Source organism: Erwinia sp. PPS120 (assembly GCF_047918655.1).
GTDB lineage: Bacteria > Pseudomonadota > Gammaproteobacteria > Enterobacterales > Enterobacteriaceae > Erwinia > Erwinia tasmaniensis_A.
Genome location: NZ_JBLREF010000014.1, coordinates 145,729 through 164,348 on the forward strand (window position 1 = coordinate 145,729; position 18,620 = coordinate 164,348).

The 18,620-nt window shown below is 47.2% G+C and carries 14 protein-coding genes and 2 pseudogenes; 6 read left to right on the forward strand and 10 right to left on the reverse strand.

Features of this window, described 5'->3' with window-relative positions; all coding sequences use genetic code 11:
• Nucleotides 1-622: 622 nt before the first annotated feature.
• The 4 genes from ACLRGG_RS08975 to ACLRGG_RS08990 form a co-directional block, all read right to left on the reverse strand.
• Entirely contained in the window at nt 623-2,749 is a 2,127-nt protein-coding gene (locus tag ACLRGG_RS08975) for a peptidase domain-containing ABC transporter (RefSeq protein WP_416249394.1), read from the reverse strand.
• A gap of 41 nt (nt 2,750-2,790) precedes the next feature.
• The gene (locus ACLRGG_RS08980; RefSeq protein ID WP_416249395.1) at nt 2,791-3,834 is read right to left on the reverse strand and encodes an HlyD family secretion protein; all 1,044 of its coding nucleotides are present in this window, start codon (nt 3,832-3,834) and stop codon (nt 2,791-2,793) included.
• Nucleotides 3,835-4,071: 237 nt separating this feature from the next.
• Nucleotides 4,072-5,406, reverse strand: coding sequence for a TolC family outer membrane protein (locus ACLRGG_RS08985; RefSeq protein ID WP_416249396.1), 1,335 nt, complete (start codon nt 5,404-5,406; stop codon nt 4,072-4,074).
• Nucleotides 5,393-6,049: a helix-turn-helix transcriptional regulator gene (locus tag ACLRGG_RS08990; RefSeq protein WP_416249397.1), complete on the reverse strand. Its 657-nt coding sequence runs from the start codon at nt 6,047-6,049 to the stop codon at nt 5,393-5,395. Before ACLRGG_RS08990 ends, ACLRGG_RS08985 begins: the two co-directional genes overlap by 14 nt.
• Before the next feature lie 721 nt (nt 6,050-6,770).
• Between ACLRGG_RS08990 and ACLRGG_RS08995 the strand changes: the two genes are divergently transcribed.
• A complete protein-coding gene (locus ACLRGG_RS08995) occupies nt 6,771-7,520 on the forward strand; it encodes a transcriptional regulator (protein ID WP_416249398.1) in 750 nt (249 codons plus the stop codon).
• Between the two features lie 105 nt (nt 7,521-7,625).
• Here ACLRGG_RS08995 and ACLRGG_RS09000 read toward each other — a convergent pair whose 3' ends face one another.
• Nucleotides 7,626-8,594: a magnesium and cobalt transport protein CorA gene (locus tag ACLRGG_RS09000; RefSeq protein WP_416249399.1), complete on the reverse strand. Its 969-nt coding sequence runs from the start codon at nt 8,592-8,594 to the stop codon at nt 7,626-7,628.
• Between the two features lie 192 nt (nt 8,595-8,786).
• Between ACLRGG_RS09000 and ACLRGG_RS09005 the strand changes: the two genes are divergently transcribed.
• The gene (locus tag ACLRGG_RS09005; protein WP_416249400.1) at nt 8,787-9,998 is read left to right on the forward strand and encodes a diguanylate phosphodiesterase; all 1,212 of its coding nucleotides are present in this window, start codon (nt 8,787-8,789) and stop codon (nt 9,996-9,998) included.
• 31 nt (nt 9,999-10,029) lie between these two features.
• Here the strand turns inward: ACLRGG_RS09005 and ACLRGG_RS09010 are convergent.
• From ACLRGG_RS09010 to ACLRGG_RS09030, 5 genes and pseudogenes are all read right to left on the reverse strand, one after another.
• Nucleotides 10,030-10,444 (reverse strand): annotated as a pseudogene (locus ACLRGG_RS09010) (ABC transporter permease subunit); the annotation flags it as partial.
• A gap of 194 nt (nt 10,445-10,638) precedes the next feature.
• Nucleotides 10,639-12,259: pseudogene (locus tag ACLRGG_RS09015) on the reverse strand (ISL3 family transposase).
• A 195-nt stretch (nt 12,260-12,454) separates the two neighbouring features.
• A complete protein-coding gene (locus ACLRGG_RS09020; protein WP_416249401.1) occupies nt 12,455-13,639 on the reverse strand; it encodes a trans-sulfuration enzyme family protein in 1,185 nt (394 codons plus the stop codon).
• Nucleotides 13,578-14,612 (reverse strand): ATP-grasp domain-containing protein, encoded by a 1,035-nt coding sequence (locus ACLRGG_RS09025; RefSeq protein ID WP_416249402.1) that lies wholly within the window; start codon nt 14,610-14,612, stop codon nt 13,578-13,580. Before ACLRGG_RS09025 ends, ACLRGG_RS09020 begins: the two co-directional genes overlap by 62 nt.
• 28 nt (nt 14,613-14,640) lie before the next feature.
• Nucleotides 14,641-14,802: a hypothetical protein gene (locus tag ACLRGG_RS09030; RefSeq protein WP_416249403.1), complete on the reverse strand. Its 162-nt coding sequence runs from the start codon at nt 14,800-14,802 to the stop codon at nt 14,641-14,643.
• Nucleotides 14,803-15,157: 355 nt separating this feature from the next.
• Here ACLRGG_RS09030 and ACLRGG_RS09035 point away from each other — a divergent pair, with 355 nt between their 5' ends.
• The 4 genes from ACLRGG_RS09035 to ACLRGG_RS09050 are packed head-to-tail and all read left to right on the forward strand — an operon-like array spanning nt 15,158 to nt 18,476.
• Complete coding sequence (locus tag ACLRGG_RS09035; protein WP_416249404.1) at nt 15,158-15,664, forward strand: hypothetical protein; 507 nt, start codon at nt 15,158-15,160, stop codon at nt 15,662-15,664.
• Nucleotides 15,637-16,395 (forward strand): hypothetical protein, encoded by a 759-nt coding sequence (locus ACLRGG_RS09040; protein WP_416249405.1) that lies wholly within the window; start codon nt 15,637-15,639, stop codon nt 16,393-16,395. The genes ACLRGG_RS09035 and ACLRGG_RS09040 overlap by 28 nt, the downstream gene beginning before the upstream one ends.
• A gap of 42 nt (nt 16,396-16,437) precedes the next feature.
• The gene (locus ACLRGG_RS09045; RefSeq protein ID WP_416249406.1) at nt 16,438-17,277 is read left to right on the forward strand and encodes a sulfurtransferase; all 840 of its coding nucleotides are present in this window, start codon (nt 16,438-16,440) and stop codon (nt 17,275-17,277) included.
• Nucleotides 17,274-18,476, forward strand: coding sequence for an MFS transporter (locus ACLRGG_RS09050; RefSeq protein WP_416249407.1), 1,203 nt, complete (start codon nt 17,274-17,276; stop codon nt 18,474-18,476). The genes ACLRGG_RS09045 and ACLRGG_RS09050 overlap by 4 nt, the downstream gene beginning before the upstream one ends.
• Nucleotides 18,477-18,620: the final 144 nt, after the last annotated feature.

Genomic DNA, 18,620 nt, shown 5'->3' on the forward strand with positions numbered 1-18,620 from the left:
ACGCCTGTTATCGTTATAGCTCATCCCCCGAACGCAAATTTACTCAATATAATCCCCTGACCGACTGTCGGGGAAGGGTCGGTAACAGAGCTTATCGCGAGCAGATTTATTCGAATCGGTGCCACAGATAATATCAGGGATCAGCCAGGTGAGGATCCCGCCTGATACCTGAGCTGTTTATTTAATGTGAATTTGACGCATGTAATTCTCCTCCCGTTACGTTGGTTTATTGAAACTTCAATTAATACGTTTTTTAGGAAGTGTCAGCAAGATTCATTGCGAGATCCCAGTCACTGACCACACAATAAAGTGCTTCCTGAACGCCTCCGGCTATAACCGCCGCAATCATGCTGGACAATGTACAGACAGCGCTAACGCCCGGTCTACCCCTCTGAGCGCCGCCGCTGGCAACACGTTTGCATATTGCGCTGGTCACACCTACTGCAGATAAATTACAGCAGTACCAGAGGGGCTAAAAAGTTGCCTCTGATACTTTATTTATTTCTAAAGGGTGTGATTCACGCACTGACTGAGCTCTCTGGTTTTATAGTGTTAACAACAAATTTCGAGAGCTGAGATTATCGGGAAGGCTATTGTCCAACAATAGTACAAATTCTAAAGCCTAATTAAAGAGATTTTTTTTGTTGATAATTTTTAGTTCTCCCTTATCAAGCTGAATTACCCGGTCAGCGCTAAGAATAGTTTCAGGACGATGAGCTATTATAATTCTGGTTATTTTCATATTGGATATTTCATCATTAATAGCGCTTTCTCTTGCCACATCAAGGTGGCTGGTTGCTTCGTCGAGGATGAGCAGTTTTGGGCGTCTGTAAAGGGCTCTGGCCAGCAGAATACGTTGAATTTGGCCCCCGGATAAGGAAGACCCCATATCACCAACAAGACTGTTATACCCCATAGGCATGGCCAGAACATCTTCATGTATGCGGGCGATGTTAGCGACTTCAATTGCTTTATCTTCATCGTATATTGCATCGAAAAAGCAAATGTTATCCATGATGGAGCCCGCAAACAAAATGTCATCCTGCATGACGCTTCCGACAAGATTACGGAAGTATTTCATGCCCAATTTATTAATATCTATATTATTTATCATAATCTCGCCCGACTCCGGGCGAAGAAGGCCTAACAGCAGTTTAGCCAGCGTGCTTTTTCCCTGCCCTGAGGGGCCGATAATCGCAACGGACTCACCCGCCGCTATCCTTAAGCTGCAATTTTTCAGAATGCAGGGCTCCGTCTCTGAATAGCGGAAATCAATGTGTTTAATCTCAACCGTGCAGGGGGAATCATCTTCAGGCAGCGCAGCCAGGTTCTCCGTATTTTTCTCCGTCTCTGTCAGAACGATATCAGCCAGGCGTTCGCCGTGCAGTCTGAGCATTGAAAACTCAATAACAGCATCAACTAAACCTGTCACGCGCGAGATGAACTGATCGGAAAAGCTGATAAAAGCCACCAGCATCCCGCCAGTGAAGTTTCCATCCAGCACCTGGATGGCGGCCAGCCAGACGAGGATAATACGGCTGATCCCTGAGGTTAATCCCTGCAATACGCTGAAAAGGATGGAAAGCCTCTGAATTTTTATGCCTTTGTTAGTCACCTGGACTAACTCACTGGCATAGCTGGATACGCGGATCTCTTCTTTATTATTGAGCTTTACGGCCTGCATGCCCCGGATAGATTCCAGCAGTTGAGACTGTGCTTTTGCAGAGGCTATCAGCTGATCTTCATTGGCCTGCCTGAACGGGCGGAAGGATACCGCTCTGAGCAGGGTATAGATAGCGACGGTCGCCAATACGATCCAGGTGAGAGTACTGTTATAGTTAAAAAGCACAAAAAGGGTCACCACGGCCATCGCTCCATCAAGGATAGAGCTGATAAAGCGGGTGGTCAGCGTATTCTGTATCGTACCTATGGAGCCAAACCTCGAAACGATATCCCCGATATGTCTTTCATGAAAATAGGCCATCGGCAGACCGAGCAGGTGGGAGCAAATATTGCTGGACCACTGAACGCTTAACAGGCTGGAGAACCAGGTCGTCACCCAGGAACGCAATGCAGAAATGCAGGTTTGCAAAATAATGATGCAGATAAATGCACACCCCAGCAGCGTAAGCAGATCCCTGTCGGCAGATACCAGTACCTGGTCCATTACCCACTGCATGTAAAAAGGGGAGAGCAGCCCGAATACTTCAAGCCCAATGGACAGCACCATAATATGAAAGAAAACCGTTCCAATGCCTGTGACGTTGCTAATTAAATTTAGCATCGACAGGCGGCTTTTTTCATTTTTCTGCTCGAAATTGCAGTTCGGATAGAGCTCAAGCGCAACGCCGGTAAAGGACTCGGAAGCCTGCTCAAACGTCAGTTCACATTGACCGCGCGCCGGGTCGTGCAGGGTAATTTTGTTTTTAGTGACTTTTTTAAGGACGACAAAATGGTTCATGTCCCAGTGAAGAATACAGGGGAGCTGTAGCTTTTCTAACTCCTCCAGCTCAAGCCTGAGCGCCCGACCCGACATGCCCATATTATTGGCAATGAGCATCACATCTGCCAGCGTGGCTCCCTTGAGGGATGTCGCGTGGGCGCGACGCAGGGTGATCATATCGGTATTGTGGCCATAGTAACCTGCAATCATTCCTACACAGGTCAGCCCGCACTCTGCCGCCTGGGTCTGATGCAATACCGGCAACTTTCTCCGCCAGGAAAACTGTAGATTTCTTAAAATTTTCATAGGTGATAAGCCTGAATAAAAGGAGAAATTAAAAGGGGAAATTAAACAGAGGATCGACGTCCGAGCGCATACAGGGGTTCAAGGACCCATTCGTAAAGGCGGCGCTTATCGATGATAAAATCAGCCTCGACAGCGCTGCCGGGCTGAAGCTTTATCCGCTGTCCATAAGCATTTATATGCTGTTTTTCCAGCCTGACCCGAACCTGATAAAAGGCTTCGCGGACCTGAAGGTCGCCCGTAATGTGCGAAACTTCCTGTGGGGAAAGTGATACGCGCGAGACATCGCTGACGGTGCCAAACTGTTGACCAAATTTTTGATAGGGAAAAGCCTGATAGCGCAGTACCACCTGCTGGCCGGGTTTGATAAAACCGATTGCCCGGCTGCTCACCATGATACGGGCGACCAGGTGGCTGTCTTCGGGCAGTAAGGAGGCCACGGACTGCCCAGCACTGACTATCTGACCGGGTTTAACCAGAACGGAACCCACAAGCGCATTCTGAGGGGCTTCCAGGATAACAGAGCGACGTGATTCGTTTTCCACCCGCGACTGTCTGATGCTGGAAAGTTGACGCTCAATTTCATGCTGTTTGTTACGAAAGTTCAGCGGCTGTTCCCGCCTTTGCTGCTGGGTCAGCGTCAGCTGCTGTTCAACATCAATTTGCAGTCTTTCTACCTCCAGAAGACGAGATTGGGCGTCAAGAAGTGCGGACTGCTGCTGCTCAACCTGAGAGTTCGAGGCATAACCGTTTTCACGCATCAGAGAGATTTTTTTGAGTTGTTTCCGGGCAAGGTCCACCTGGGCGGAACGCTGTGAGTGCATTAACCTGTATTGTTCGATCTGCTGCTTAAGATGCCTCTCCTTTTCATTTAATCCCTGAAGCGTTTCCTTATTTAGCATCTCAAGATTTTGGAGTTCGTTTTCCAGCCCCAGCGTCTGTTGTAACAGCTGTTCGGCGACCCTCTCCCGGGTTTGCCCATATTTCGTGGCAATTTCAGAGGAGAGGGTGGCAAGGTGATGCCCCTTTTTAACCTCCTTTCCCTCAAACATATTGAGATCGACAATGGTGCCACTATTAGCAGCCATAATATTCATCATGCCTTCTGAGGGTATCAATGAACCTGTAGCTGTTTCGCGTTTGGTATAGTGCCCGAAGACACAAAATAAAACGATGATGAGGGTAACAACCGCTACCAGTACGATGTAAACCCATCGATAAGGGGGGCAGTAAATGGCTACCCTGCCGATCGCTTTTGAACGGTTAGCTTCTAAGGCTTCATCCCTGAATAATTGACTACTCATAATTAATTTTTACATCCTGGCTTAATGGCAGATATAGTTTTTCAGCATCGAATAATCTAAATCACCCGCGGCAGCTGCCAGCAGAATTTTCTGCTGTATAAAGTTATTCTCAGACTCGGTGAGATTCTGTATCGCTTTAAACAGTTCTTTCTCAGCATTAAATTGGTCAATTAGCGTTCTTAAACCCACCTCTTTTCCATAAATCGTGGAGTCCAGTTTTTTCTGGGCAGACTGCCTGGCTTTCCGAAAGGCATAAACCTTTTGCAGGTTATTATTCACGCCCAGCCAGGCAACCTGAGTATCCTGTAGTATTTTTCGCCGGGTATTCTCCAGCAGTTGTTTTGCTCTGTCGTGACGGTGCACGGCTTCAAGCGTTTGGGAGATATTTCTCCCTCCGGTAAAAACAGGCACCGCGACATTAATACCGACATACGTGTTTTGGGTTTTTGAGGTTGTTCCGAAGAATTGATCCAGCACATTCTCATTTTCTCCTCTGCTCCAGTTAGCTCCATAGTTAGCGCGAAGAGTGACGACAGGCAAATGCGTCGATGTTGCCGCATAGACGTCCGAACGCGATTCCTGGAGCTGATGCGAGGCAGCAATGATACTCAGGTTTTTGGCTGTTGCACGCGCCAGAACGGTATTCAGGGTTTCACGCATCGGCTTAAAGAGACATGCCGTTTCTGCTTCACTTATTCCCTGTGCACTCAAGCCCGTTAAGCGCTGGAAGTCAATCTCAGCGTGACTAAGATCGTTTTCTGCGGAGAGCATATTGGCGTCAGAAGTATCATAGCTGGCCTGCGCTTCATCAATATCCAGCTGAGTTCCATCACCGACTCTTAGCGCATCCTGGGCTTTTCTTAACTGAAGTTCATAGGCTTTTTTTTCCTGTTTTAATGTGGTTAGTTGTTTTCTGGAAAAGATAACTGCAAACCATGCTTTACTGACGGTTTGTATTAATTTCTGCTGCGACAGCAAAAAATTAGCATCAGCAACATTGGCTGTGGCATTTGATCTTTGCCAGCTGGCGAAGCGGGCAAGGTCGAAAAGGGGCTGTGTCAGATTAAGTGCGTAATCATGACTTTTAACGCCCGCAGCATAGGCTGCTTTGGGTTGATCCTGTTTTGAAAAATTACTGGTTAGCGTTATTTCTGGCAGGAGGCCGGAAAAGCCCTGATAGCGCTTTTGCTGCTCAGCCTGATGTAAACTTACGGCGGCAAGATACTCGCTGTCATAGGCCGTCGCCACCATTACCGCCTCCTGAAGCGTTAAGGCCTGAGCGTACCCCGGCCAGAGCAGCAGGAAAAAGGTGCTAAGTGATAACTTAGATAAATTCATTAGCTTATAACATTCCATTAAAATAAGCGTATTTCAGCAGTTCGCCGTTAGTGCTCACACTCAGCTTTTTCATAGCATTATGCTTCTGAGTTGCGACAGTACTGATTGCCCTGTTTTTCTTCGCGGCTATCTCTGACAGAGAGTGGCCCTGAACAATAAGAAAGATAACCTCCCACTCTTTCAACGTTAGCGTCTCAGACAGGGCCATCCGTTTTTTGTCATCGGTTACGCTTCGTAAGGCTTTAGATATAAATAACGCTTCGCGAGAAGAGACCAGGTGTTGCAGCGCATTTTGAAACTCTTCTACATTATCCTGCGCGCTAATCAGCGCGTGATAGCCTGATTGTATTATTTTACCTATTAAGGGCGTTTTAGTATCCTGAAGAAACATCATGATTTTGACATGGTGATGACGACACTCATCTTTAAGGTACTTTTGCTCTCCCGTACTGCATTTTTTATAAACAAAATAATATTCTGTAAGGAGGATGTCAACTTTCCCCCCTGCTATCTGGCGGCACAGAAATGTATAGTTATCACAGATGCTTATCTCAATGGGTGCGTTTTTGGATTCCTTTTTAATATAATCGCATATCGCTTTCTCAAAAATATTTTCTTCATAAAAAATAATAATTTTTAAGGGTTTTTTCTCTGTCCTCATATGCCTTTCCTTGCATTATTGTGACGGGAGGTGTTTAAGATGTCCATGTCATTGTCGGTCATTGATTTTTTAGCACTATCATTTGTCTATTTTCGGGAGTGCTCTTCTGATACGGCTTCACCTCGAAATAATTCGATGTGTCGTCATGGGAAAGTTTACTCGCATTAAGGACGTCGCTCTAACCGCTCTCTCATCAGGACAGAACCTGTGTTTTGGATAGTGATACCTGATGGCTTCTCCCTAATTAAATCCGTAACCAATACGAGTAATAGGTATCTGTAACCATTGATCTCTCACCTGGATTATAGCAATGGAAGATCCATTTGAATATCCCAGGCCATAGAGCTGCATTCTTCCACTAAGTATTTCACTTTACAAGTATCGATTCACAGTGCTTAAGGAGGTTTTTATTCTGCATAAAGCTCAATACTAGCAAATAAGTTCATGGTGAAAAAAATGGCAGTAGTTAATGCTGTTATTTATTTTTTTTGTCAAAATACCAGGGATGTTATAAAACTTATTATGTGTTTATTTTGGGTCTCAGATTACTAATATGTTACTTTCTGCTGATTATTCTCTTTCTTGTATAGTTCACCATTACATGTAATACTTTTTTACCGTTAAAATGATGCCATATTAGAGAGTCGGTGTAGATCTATTTGAATGAGATGGACGGAGCGCCACTCTTATAAGTGACATAAAATTTATTCTAAGAGAATTTATGGATAAAAGCCTCAAAGAGATGAATACCCAGGTCATTGGCGAAGGTCAGTCTCCAAAAAAAACGCAGCCATTGAACGCATTTTTTCATGTGAAATCGGTTAAAGAGGGGGGGGCGATGCTACATAGTTCTGTTAATTACGGGCAGAATTATAATAAACCCCGTCAAAGTCACCAAAAAATAATCGATATACTGTCATCTTTCTCAGTCATTTCCGAGCATGATGAAATCTCCCGTAAAAAAAGGCGCTACCGGTTTTCTAAGAACTCATTGCCAGTCGTTTACTTACTCAGTGAAGGCGATTATTTGTTGAATACGCAGGGGAGTAATAAACTGGTCAATATAGTTTCCTCTCCGTATGTTGTCGGAATGATTCACAGCAATGATGACATTCCGCTATATCTTGAGCGCATAGATTACGGGAAAATTAGCCATATTCCACTGGAAACATTCTGGCATCTCATCTGTAAAAAAAATCTTCTTGATGATGCTATGTTGTTGATATGCGAACACTTTTCAGACTTAACGGAGTACATCACACTGAATAAGAGCAACGCTTATGAAGAGGTGAAGTCGCTTAGCCATTACTGGGGAAAACTCCCCGCACATCTGCTAAAACGCTATTCTGCCATGTACCTGATTGAAAACAGTTCGTGGCTCTCAAAAAGTTCAATTAGCAGAACGTTAAAGATAATGAAGGAGCGGGGGGAGATTACTCTTGAGAAGGGGCATATGGTCCGGCTTGAGTGATTCCTGGCTGGCGCCTTTATGGCGTCACAGCTGGAGAAGATATTGCACCGTTATGTTGGCGCGGGGATCCTCCGCATCCCCTCGTACGGCACTAAGCCTCTTGCGTTAAAGCCAGCCTGTTCGTTTTAGCTTCCACCACAGCAGGGTACAAAGCGAGAACGTGCAGGCTACGACAGCAGGATAGCCATAGTGAGTATGTAATTCCGGCATGTGATCAAAATTCATGCCGTACATGCTAAACATGACCGTTGGAACAATCAGTATGGCTCCCCAACCCGCCAGCTTTTTCCCCACCTCATTCTGCTGAACGCTGACCAGGGCCAGATTCATCTGCATTGCGGTAGTTAACATTTCGCGCATATCTTCAGCATCGCTCACCACGTGGCTGGCATGATCTTCTACATCGCGGATATAAGCTTTCAGGGGTTTAGGAATCAGCTCATCATGTAACCTGACCAGCTGATTGCAGATTTCTACCACCGGCATTGCCGAGTTGCGGAGTGCAAGCAGGTGGCGGCGCATGAGATAAACCTTTTGCACCGCGTTTTTGTCGAAATCACTGCGGAACATGGCATCTTCAATATCGGTAATTCTTCCACTCAGCGACATCGTCAACTCGGCGTAATTATCGACAATGAAATCCAGGATACAGTAGAGCGCATAACCGGGACCCATGGCCAACATATCAGGATTCTCCTCCGCCCGTTTGCGGCACGAAGAATAGCGATCGGATGCACCGTGTCTGACGGTGATCAGAAAATTTTTACCAATAAAAATATGCGTTTCGCCAAAATGAATGGTGCCGTCTTTCGCATCGCGCGCCGTTTTGACCACGATAAACACAGAATCACCATAGTGCTCAATCTTAGTGCGCTGATGAGCGGTCAGGGCATCTTCAATGGCCAGATCATGTAGCCCGAACTCTTTTTGAATTCGATGCATAAACCCGGCATCGGGATGCAACAGGCCAAGCCAGATAAAGGCATCCGGTTCTTTGAGAACCTCACTGATATTATCAATGTCTACCTCTTCACCATGCTTGCCAGCGTGGTAGACCCTGCTGTTCACTATCATTTCTTTGTCCTGTTTCGAATGCTGCTGAAGCTTAGCAGGGAAATATTCAGGGAGGAAAGTCTGCCGCTCAGGATAAATCGTCACCGTTTGTGTAAACGACAGCGCTATCACGCCTTCGATAAGAAATCTCGATCGCTGGTTAAATGCTTCTGGTAATGTATGCGGTACTCACGCATAAACTCGGAACGCAGTATGTTGTCAACGATCATCTACCGGAGCCATCTTTCTGATGATGTACCGGTGAAAACCCTGGAAAAGTTAGCTAACCAGGCCAACTGCAAGAATCAGTCATTCGATGTGACAGGCATTTTGCTGTTTAACGGCACCCACTTCCTGCAGCTTCTGGAAGGCCCGGAAGAGGCAGTCTGCGCGATCTACGATCGCATTTGCGCCGATACTCGCCATCATAATCTGGTTGAGCTTATGCGCGATTTTGGCCCTACACGGCGTTTTGGCAGGGTCGGCATGGAGCTTTTTGATCTGCGTAAATATGGCAGAGACTCGGTTCTTCAGGCAGTTTTAGACAAGGGTACATCAAAGTATCAGCTGACCTACAATGACCGGGCGCTGCAGTTTCTGCGCACCTTCGTTGAGGCTCGCGAAAGAGAAAATTATTTTGAAATCCCTTCGGCCGATCTCTGGGATTTTATTCAGGAAGGGAAGGAAGAACCGGAAGCCGCGCCGCTGGACGAGGGTACTGAAGACTACTGCTTTGCTTTCCAGCCTATTATTGACCCTTTTGCCCGGCAGATCGTTTCCTACGAGGCGTTGATCCGCACGGTTGAAGGCGGTTCACCCGACGACTATTTTGCTCCGCTACCCCGGGAGGATGTCTATAAGGCAGATCTCCGATCAAAGGCATCGGCGTTTGCGCTGGCAAGAAAACTCAATATCCAGCAGCAATCGCTCTCCATCAATCTGTTGCCGATGTCGCTGGTCTCGGAGCCTGATGCCGTTGAGTTCCTGCTTCAGCAGATCCTGGCAAACGGTTTAGTGCCGGAGCAGGTGGTGGTTGAAGTCACAGAAAATGACGATCTTTCCCGCGTGGAAGAGTTTGAAAGGGCCATCCGGAAGTTAAAAGCCGCCGGTATCAGCTTCGCCATTGATGATTTTGGTGCCGGTTTTGCCGGGCTGTCGCTTCTGTCCCGGTTCCAGCCGGATCGCGTCAAAATAAATCGCGATATTATCAGCGATATTCATAAAAATGGCCCTAAACAGGCCATCGTGCTGGGGATCATTAAGTCCTGCTCGTCGCTGGAAATCGCCGTCATCGCGGTGGGCGTTGAAAAGCCTGAAGAGTGGATGTGGCTGGAGGCAGCCGGGATCTCTCACTTCCAGGGCTTTCTGTTCGCCAGGCCCCGAATAAAGGGTCTCCCCGCCGTTGCCTGGCCGGAGCCGCGCTAACATCCAGACGGCCCTGACCGGGCCGTTAGTCTCAGCAGCGGACTCGCAGGGCGGACTCAATTTTATCGGCCGCCTTTGTAACAGCCCAGGCGATAACCATATAAAACGCCACCACAATGGCAAAAGCCTCCAGATAGTAGAAATTTAGCGCAGCCGTAAGCTGGGCTCGGGCACAGATATCTGCCACCTCGACAGCAAAAGCGAGCGACAGCGCCTTGATGATAACCATAAAGGAATTAGCCAGGTCGGGGGATAGCTGACACGATAATCTGGGGCAACAGCACCCGGCGGAAAAGCTGAGGGGTGGTATAACCTAACGAGCGTGCGGCGTCTGACTGACCTGAATCAAACGCATTCAGCGCCACTTTTACTACCTCCGCCTGAAAGGCTGAGACGCAGGCAGTGAGCGCGACGATAATAATGACTTCGTTGGGCAGGCAGTGAGCGCGACGATAATAATGACTTCGTTGGGCAGGGAGTGGGCGCGACGATAATAATGATTTCGTTGGGCAGGGAGTGGGCGCCAGCGTTCATCCCCAGATGACCGGCCACGTAGTGAACCGCCGGGGGAAGGCCGTATCAGGCTCGGTCTGTTAGCAGCAGTGCGAAAGTGGGTCTTCCGCAACTTGGGTGGACCAGTTTAAGCCAGGGGACTTATTACTCGCCGCCGCAGTAGCTCGAACCCAGCCCGACCGTACATCTGCCGATTCAGCATTTTCAAGCGATTTACATGGCCCCCCACTACTCCGTTGCTCCATCTGCTGCTTATCGCTTCGTGTATTGCTGTTGCATCAGCTTCCATCCCGGCCGCCACTCGCTGCAGGTCAACGAGTCCGCTTTCTACTGACGTCAGCGAACCATTGATTTAACGGTGATTTATTCTTCATTTTCAACATTCGGTAGAAGTCGAGTGATAGCTGTTGTGCCATTTTCAGTTGCGGTTCTTTCTGGCACATTGACTCGATGAAGCGGGATGCATAGTTTTCTTCTCCTCTGATCATTCGCCAGGGCATTAGCCAGCGACTTACTCTGGATGCTGAGGGGAGTCGGCCTGGAGTAATAACTGGACCGTTAACCGGCTTACGCCACTTCGCCACTGCATCCCTGACGGTCGTTTCACTCCCGGTGAAGCCTGCATCAACCATCTCTCGCCATAGCTGCCCGGCATTATGGTTACCGTTTATCCGTTGTTCTTCCAGCCATTCCTGCCACGGATCAAGTAGCCCGGGTCTGGGTGGCTTTGTTGATATTTCAGGGAATGCTTTCGATTGTATCCACCGACGAACCGTTACACGGGACAGTCCCGTGATATGTGATATTTCTCTTATCCCACAACCCTTTTTATTAAGAGAGTCGACCTCAGCCCAGCGCTGATACCGTTTGTCACGCCGTTCTCGTTTAATGCGCTCAGGACGACGTAACGTTGAGACAGGTGCCGGAGAGGCTTCAGCGTTCTGTTTTTTGGGAGATAACTCGGTGGCCACCAGTCGTATCAATGGCATGTGTCTGTACATCATGCGCTCCAGTGCATCACCAATATTCTTCAGCAGATGCCAGCGATCGGCCACCTGTATTGCCTGCGGTGCGCCATCACGTGCAGCTAACGCATATATCCCGCCACAATCGCGCGAGACGACCTGTATCTCCGGGTACTTTTTGAACCATGCCGCCAGCGTGCGTTGCTCCCGGCCTGGTAGTAGCACCAGGGGACGATGAGTATCGAGGTTAACGGTCAACGTGCCGTACCTGTGGCCCTGATGCCATGCCCACTCGTCAATACCGATATGCGGGTTCCGGCTTTCTGTCTGTTCCGGAGCCTGAACCACTCTGCGCAGTAAAGTATCCGCGCTGATCTGTATTCCCGATGCTACTGCCGCTCGTCTGCCTGCTTCTCCACCGGCTATTAGGCCCAGTTGATGCTGCAGATTTTGCAGCAATGCAGAAGACTGCTGCTGCGGACCCGCAAAGGGAGCAAGTGATTCAGCAAATATTTTACGAGAACAGGACGGGTTACGGCAGTACCAGTGCCGGATGGCAAAGATTCACCAGAGAGCCTGGCCTGAGCATGGAAGATGTTGTATTCGCCGTCGACGACAACTATGGACAGAATTACTGCGCGTAAGGCACTCAGGGCATGATGACGTTTTGCGCGTGGAACGGAGATGGAGTGTTATTCCATCAGTACCAGTAATTTGCCGACAGGTTTGCCATTCGCAGGGTAGTTGTAAAAGTGTCTTAAGAGAGGCCATTTTGTTATCCATAACTTAAAACAGCTTAGATCCTTGTTAATTAAAAAGTTTCATCAACTTTTATACACCCAAGTTGCGGAAGACCCAATATTAACCTGCTGTTGTTAAACAAAGGTGGGTCAAACTTCGACTGCTGTTGACAGCACCTCAAAAACACCATCATACGCTAAGTCAGTAAGTTGGGAGGATTACCCAATATGTTTAGGCTTACATGAGTTCTAACAATGCAGTAGAAAGTTCAGTTTTTAACATTCCCTCCTCTTCTATGCCAACACTTATTCTGAAAAAAGATAACCCGTCAGATTCAGGTAGCCAGTCCGGTGCGCTGAAGGGAATTATACAGCTTTCAGTACCTCCCCAGCCATAGGCGAGTTTGAAATGCGCTAGTCTGCGTAAAAAAACATCTCGCTGAGAGTCTTTCGGCTTTGTGACGGCAAAACTAAAAATCCCGTTGCCTTGCTGATAATACTTTCTGAATACTTCATGATCTGTATGTGCGGGAAGAACGGGAGAGACCACCCTCCTGACGGCCGGATGAGCCGTGAGCATCTCTGTCAGTCCTTGAGTCGTTTTCTGCTGCGCCGTAAGTCTTAAGGCCAATGTTTTCAATCCCTTGTAAAGACTGAATGACTCTTCTCCGCCCGCGCACATTCCCGATGCAATCAGATAGCGACGCAGCGGATTATAATACTGTTCGGTTGTGGTTATCGTGCCAATTATGGCATCAGAATGACCCGACAGATATTTTGACGCTGAGTGGATTACGACATCAAACCCATACCGGAGCGGATTGAGAAGCAGAGGTGTAGACCAGGTATTATCCATGATGGTCACAATCCCCCTAAGCTTCGCGAACTGAGCGACCACTTCTATATCCGTAACTTCAAAAACGTTCGACGAGGGAGATTCCACATAGATCAGCGTCGTATTCTCAGTGACATATCTTTCGAGCTGAGTGAATTCCCTACTGCTTAGAAATGTCGCGCTGATACCCAGCCGGGACAAATACGTCATGACATAACGTCTGACGGGTTCGTAAACAGAACGGGTTATCAGCATACGATCGCCGGGACGCAGAAAAGACAAAAGCACTGACGTTATCGCAGCCAGTCCCGAACACGCACTGAGCGAGCCGTATCCTCGCTCCAGATGCGTGAGTTCATGCTCAACAGCATCCGTAACCGGGGTGCCAAAACGTGAATAACGCGGATAGTCACTCTTCAGCACATCCTGAGCGCCTGCCTTCAGCTCGTTGCAATCCGAATAGATCCCGGAGGTGAACCGAAAAATGGGGGGATGAGGGAAATGTTCCCGCTCTCCATGAGGCATCTTAGTCACCCTGTCTTTCAGATTCCCAGCGCCCGGACGCGTGGATTTGCTGATAGCAGGCATCAAACAGTTCCAGCACGGTTGAGGGATCGTCAGCTTCTACGACGTGTCCGATAAGATATAACCCCGACTTTTCTCCTCCTGTATAAATTTCATTCACTTTGCCGGTTAAATGCGTTTTTCGCACCTCCTGGGGGTACTCCGCTGGCAGCGACATAAGCCTCCCCTTCGCGGGCGGGATACAGACGCACCCAAAACGAAGAAAACTTTCCTGGTAATCAGGATATGAGGAGAGGTGAATCCGACATTCTGCTAATAACCATGCTTTATCAATATTAAAACCGGTCATTTCTTCAATCAGGAAACTGATCATTCCGCCTCCCGTTCTGCTGGCTATTTCACAGAATACGATCTCATCCTGTGGCGTCACCCACATCTCACAATGAAAAGCAAAATGCGGAGTAGATGGCATTGCGTCAAGGACTTCCTTTACAGCACTGACCAGACGCGCATACAACGGATCGTGACGACCCAATGGGATATTCCCGATGTAAAGGTTATCCCGATAAGAAAGGCAGTTATTGATATATCTGAAAGGCTGAAGGAATTTGATTTCACGGTGTACAACCAGCCCATCTATATGAAACATTTCGCCGGAAACATAATCTTCCGCCAGCATTCCAGCGAGTTGGTTTTTATTCAGATGTAAATATGAATGGATTTCTTCAGTAGAATGGAGGATAGCCACGCCGGAGGATCCTGAAGCCAGGCGGGGTTTAATGACCAGAGGCAGGCCATTCCGGGATGCGAATTCAATCAACTCCTCCGCAGAATCAATCTGACGGTAATCAGCCATTTTTACAGGATACGGAGATAACGTTTCCTTCATCAGAAACTTATCTCTGAAACACATCGCGCTTTTCAAATCCTGACCAGGCAGGCCGTAACGCTGTCTGATTTTCGCAGCACGGATGACGTCAACTTCTGCCCGGCAGAAAACGTAATCAAAAGGTAGGTCCTTGAAAATAGATTCCACTAATGAGTCAAGAGCAGCGTCATCGCTGTCATAATTTTTTCAGGTAAAAGCAATGTTTAATCCGGCTGGCATAAGCATTAAAGAATTTTTCTGACGTGATCAGCACAAGATTAATTCCGGTATCCTTTAACCAGACATCATAAGGGGTACGCGAATGTTCCGTTTTTGCCAGGATGAGAATGGTTTTCATTTCTTATAAAAGTCCCTGTTTTTACAGGACAATATCAACAATTAAGATTAAGTAAACTTACCTGAGAAGTACAAGTGTTACATATTATTTATATCCTTAATTTTCATTAAATTACATTTATAAAATTCTCTATCAGCCCCTAAATGATTAGTATTGATGATTGATATCAATAGTTACTATATCATTAGCAATCTTTCTTTAGGTTTAAATGCTGAAGATCGCCTCCTGTAAAATATAATGCCCTGAAGAGGGTTAATAAAAAAGAATTTATTTTCATTAATCAACGTGGGCATTGACAATTTCGGAGTCTTTTATATTAATCAGCGTGCAATAAATATAAAATGAGGCAATGTCGATGCAACGCAATATGGATATGTCGTACGATTATCATGGGGACATAGATTTTCGTGTGCCCTTCAACACAATTAAGAATGAGGACATTCATTTTTATCTGGATGTGGATACGTTTGTCGGTAAAGATACCTGCGGACAAAATTGCAATCACTGCTGGTTTGTCAATTATGAAAAGGTTTTCTCAAAATCTTTTGGTATTCAGGAAGGTCATAATATTTATCGAAAGCTAAGTGAGCAGCGTTTCAACATCTATCCTAGGTATGTGGATAGTTTTGCACATAATGGTGAGTTTATGGACATATATGGCCCTGCTCATAATCGTGAATTTCGTTCAGGTGAAGATAAAAATGAAACGGATACAATGATGCAGGGGATGCATGGACGAGTGGTAAACCGTTATTGCAGAAGAACTATAAAGAACTTCTTGATAAAGCCATTAAGAATGGATATGGAACGATATCCATTACGTTTCACGGGCTTGTGGATGATGCAGATAAGGGTACGCTGAGATCTCATACTGATTACCCTATCAAAGGGGTATTTCCTGGTGAAAAATGCATTGAGGTAATTTTACGGATTCAAAATTATAGCCAGGAAAAAGGAAACAGTAATATCCTGCGGGTGAATATTGGCATTACGGTAGGCTCCCACAATCACACCAGGGAGAATTTGATTAATTACTGCCATATTTTTAATCAGTTAGGGGCTCAGACCCTGAGATTCAACTGCTTTACCGATCATGGGCGAAGACATCCGCAGCTACAACTCTCGCAGGAGCAGGTTGCGCAGTTTTATCAGGATATAAAATGGATACATGAAAACGTTCCACTTCAATTCCAGCTGGGTGTCAGTGAAGACTTTGGCACGTCCGGGATTGATGTTCTGGAGCTGCCTTCTCATGTGGGGTGGTGCCGGGCCGGTCGTCAGTTGTTTGCCATCATCCCTGATGCAGGACAAAGCCAGATTATTGACGGAACGGTTCATGAACGCATTGGCCAGATCGTGGGTTGTGTCAACATCTTTGAACCCACCTTTGGCTACTTGACGCGCTTTACGCATGCCGAGAGCGGCGAAACCGATTATCAGGTCCACTTCAACGTCGAGGCTATCGAAGCCTTTACACAAGACAGACTCACGGGTATCTATAAAAATGGCTGTTTTGCGGGTGAGATCCTTCAAATGCAGAACTATGACATTCCCCTTGTCAATCAGAAGCGTATTGACATTATTGAAGTCTGAAAACCTCAGGGCTCCTTCAGGAGCCCTCTTTGGGAAAAAATTATGGAAGCGCTAGTTTCACCGCAATGGGTTGCACATCATCTCACCACACCGGGCTTTGTTCTGCTGGACGCTACGCTCAGGAAAACGGTTAATACCACCCGCGAAGTTACAGAAGGGGTGATTCCGGGTGCAGTCTATGTTGATCTGGATGCGACTTTTTCAGATCCGGAATCCCCATTGCCTCATACCCTGCCTTCAACATCACGACTCGCCGCTTTGCTTTCCGATACAGGAATCACCACTGACTCCACTGTTGTCGTTTACGATCAGCAGGGAATTTATTCGTCGCCGCGCGTCTGGTGGATGCTCAGGATGATGGGGGTCGGTAAAAGCTTTGTTCTTGATGGCGGTTTAGGGGCCTGGCGGGAGGCTGGTTATGGCATCGCTGAAAACCATGCCCTTCCTGTCAGAAAGATCGGCGAATTTAAGGTTAAACCCGGTCAGGTTGTGGATAAATTCACCGTACTGGAAAATATCGCAGCACCGCGTTTTCAGATGATCGATGCCAGGCCTGAAGCAAGATTCAGCGGGCATCAGGCTGAACCCCGGGCCGGATTGAGGCGCGGGCACATTCCTGGTGCCATTAACCTCCCTTTCAGTACAGTGCTCAAGGAAGGACGGTATATGAGCCGGGAGTCTCTGGCTGACCTTTTTTGTTCTCACGGACTGACTGATAATGATGAGCTGGTTTTTAGCTGTGGGTCTGGCGTGACAGCCTGTATTGTACTTTTTGCGGCCCATTTAGCGGGTTTAAAACGCCTCAGACTTTATGATGGTTCCTGGGCCGAGTGGGGCCAGGACGACACCCTGCCGCTGCGTTGTAACCGAGCAGACTTATGACCCACCTGGAAATCCCAGCAGAACAGCCCAATCCGTTGACGGTTATCCATACCATGCTGGCCGGGACTTTTCTTTCCCGGGCAGGTTACTTCATGGTGTGGCCTTACCTGTCCGTGGAGCTGTATCGTCACTTTCATCTTAGTGCATCATTGATTGGTGCCATTTTTTTTCTGACGTCAGCTTTTGGCATTTTTACGGGGGTTCTGGCCAGTTATTACTCTGACAGGCTGGGACGTAATCTTCCGCTAATAACAAGTTTAATGTTGAGCATCGCGGGTTTCGCCATTATGGCGTTTTCTGATCATACGGCTGAATATGTGGCAGCCATGATGCTCGTCGCAACCGGGCGAGCCTCTACTGAAACATTCAGTAAGGCCATGATTGGCGACTATATTGCTGATATCCGGCAAAGGGAGAAATATCAGTATATCCGTTACTACGTTGTGAATATAGGCTCTGCGCTTGGTCCACTGGCAGGGACTTATGCCCTTTCATCACCTGTCCTGAATATCTTTTTTGTTTCCTGTGCCGTTTACTCGGTTTACACATTAGCTTTGCTGTGCGTTTTGAAAAAAGTAAAGAAACTCGTAAAGCAGAGGAGGAACAAACTTCCTTCCTTCAGTCAGTCTGTTTTGACCATTCTTTCCCATACAACGTTTTCAAGGTTACTGCTGTGTTATTTTCTGGTGATGTTCGTTTACATCTCCTTTGATTCCCCACTCATCCAGGCTATGACACGTATGGCGTTCACGGATTTGAACGCTGCCATCAGCCTCATCTTTATTGTCAATGCTATAACAGTGGTTGCATTACAGTATCCCGTTCTTTATTTGCTGAAAAAATGGTCGATGAAATCCAGAATACAGCTGGGCGTCACAATCATCTCCGTTTCTCAGTTACTTTTTCTGACCATTCAACTGGATTTAATTGAATGGCTGGTTTTCAGTGTCTTCGTTCTCAGTGTTGGCGAACTTATTACCATGCCTGCGTTCAGTGTTGAAGTAGACAGGCTGGCCCCTGATGACTTAAGAGGCACCTCTTTCGGCTTGATTAATCTGACTTCCCTGGGAACGGCATTGTGTCCGCTCTTTTGCGGTTTTTTTATAGATGCTGGATTTACAGATCTGATGTTTATCTCTCTTTTTCTGTTGGGAGGCGTGGCGATTTCGATCTATTCCTCAACGGGCCAGGGGGGCTGACGTTGAATTCCCTGAATCACCTATGGCTTAACAGTCAATTGCCGACGGCTTCCGCCGTCCGAAAAATCCCGGAGCGGTGTCGACGGGCCATGTTTCGCTGTAAAAGAATCCTAACGCGCACAGAGTCGCACTGCGAGGAGAATC

What these genes read in the sequence shown, in the direction of transcription:
- ACLRGG_RS09045 (WP_416249406.1), top strand. Translation starts at nt 16,438, where the DNA reads ATGGAAGCGCTAGTTTCACCGCAATGGGTTGCACATCATCTCACCACA.
- ACLRGG_RS08995 (WP_416249398.1), top strand. Translation starts at nt 6,771, where the DNA reads ATGGATAAAAGCCTCAAAGAGATGAATACCCAGGTCATTGGCGAAGGT.
- ACLRGG_RS09020 (WP_416249401.1), bottom strand. Translation starts at nt 13,639, where the DNA reads ATGCCTGCTATCAGCAAATCCACGCGTCCGGGCGCTGGGAATCTGAAA.
- ACLRGG_RS09005 (WP_416249400.1), top strand. Translation starts at nt 8,787, where the DNA reads ATGTTGTCAACGATCATCTACCGGAGCCATCTTTCTGATGATGTACCG.
- ACLRGG_RS08975 (WP_416249394.1), bottom strand. Translation starts at nt 2,749, where the DNA reads ATGAAAATTTTAAGAAATCTACAGTTTTCCTGGCGGAGAAAGTTGCCG.
- ACLRGG_RS09030 (WP_416249403.1), bottom strand. Translation starts at nt 14,802, where the DNA reads ATGAAAACCATTCTCATCCTGGCAAAAACGGAACATTCGCGTACCCCT.
- ACLRGG_RS08990 (WP_416249397.1), bottom strand. Translation starts at nt 6,049, where the DNA reads ATGAGGACAGAGAAAAAACCCTTAAAAATTATTATTTTTTATGAAGAA.
- ACLRGG_RS09050 (WP_416249407.1), top strand. Translation starts at nt 17,274, where the DNA reads ATGACCCACCTGGAAATCCCAGCAGAACAGCCCAATCCGTTGACGGTT.
- ACLRGG_RS08980 (WP_416249395.1), bottom strand. Translation starts at nt 3,834, where the DNA reads ATGGCTGCTAATAGTGGCACCATTGTCGATCTCAATATGTTTGAGGGA.
- ACLRGG_RS08985 (WP_416249396.1), bottom strand. Translation starts at nt 5,406, where the DNA reads ATGGAATGTTATAAGCTAATGAATTTATCTAAGTTATCACTTAGCACC.
- ACLRGG_RS09000 (WP_416249399.1), bottom strand. Translation starts at nt 8,594, where the DNA reads ATGATAGTGAACAGCAGGGTCTACCACGCTGGCAAGCATGGTGAAGAG.
- ACLRGG_RS09035 (WP_416249404.1), top strand. Translation starts at nt 15,158, where the DNA reads ATGCAACGCAATATGGATATGTCGTACGATTATCATGGGGACATAGAT.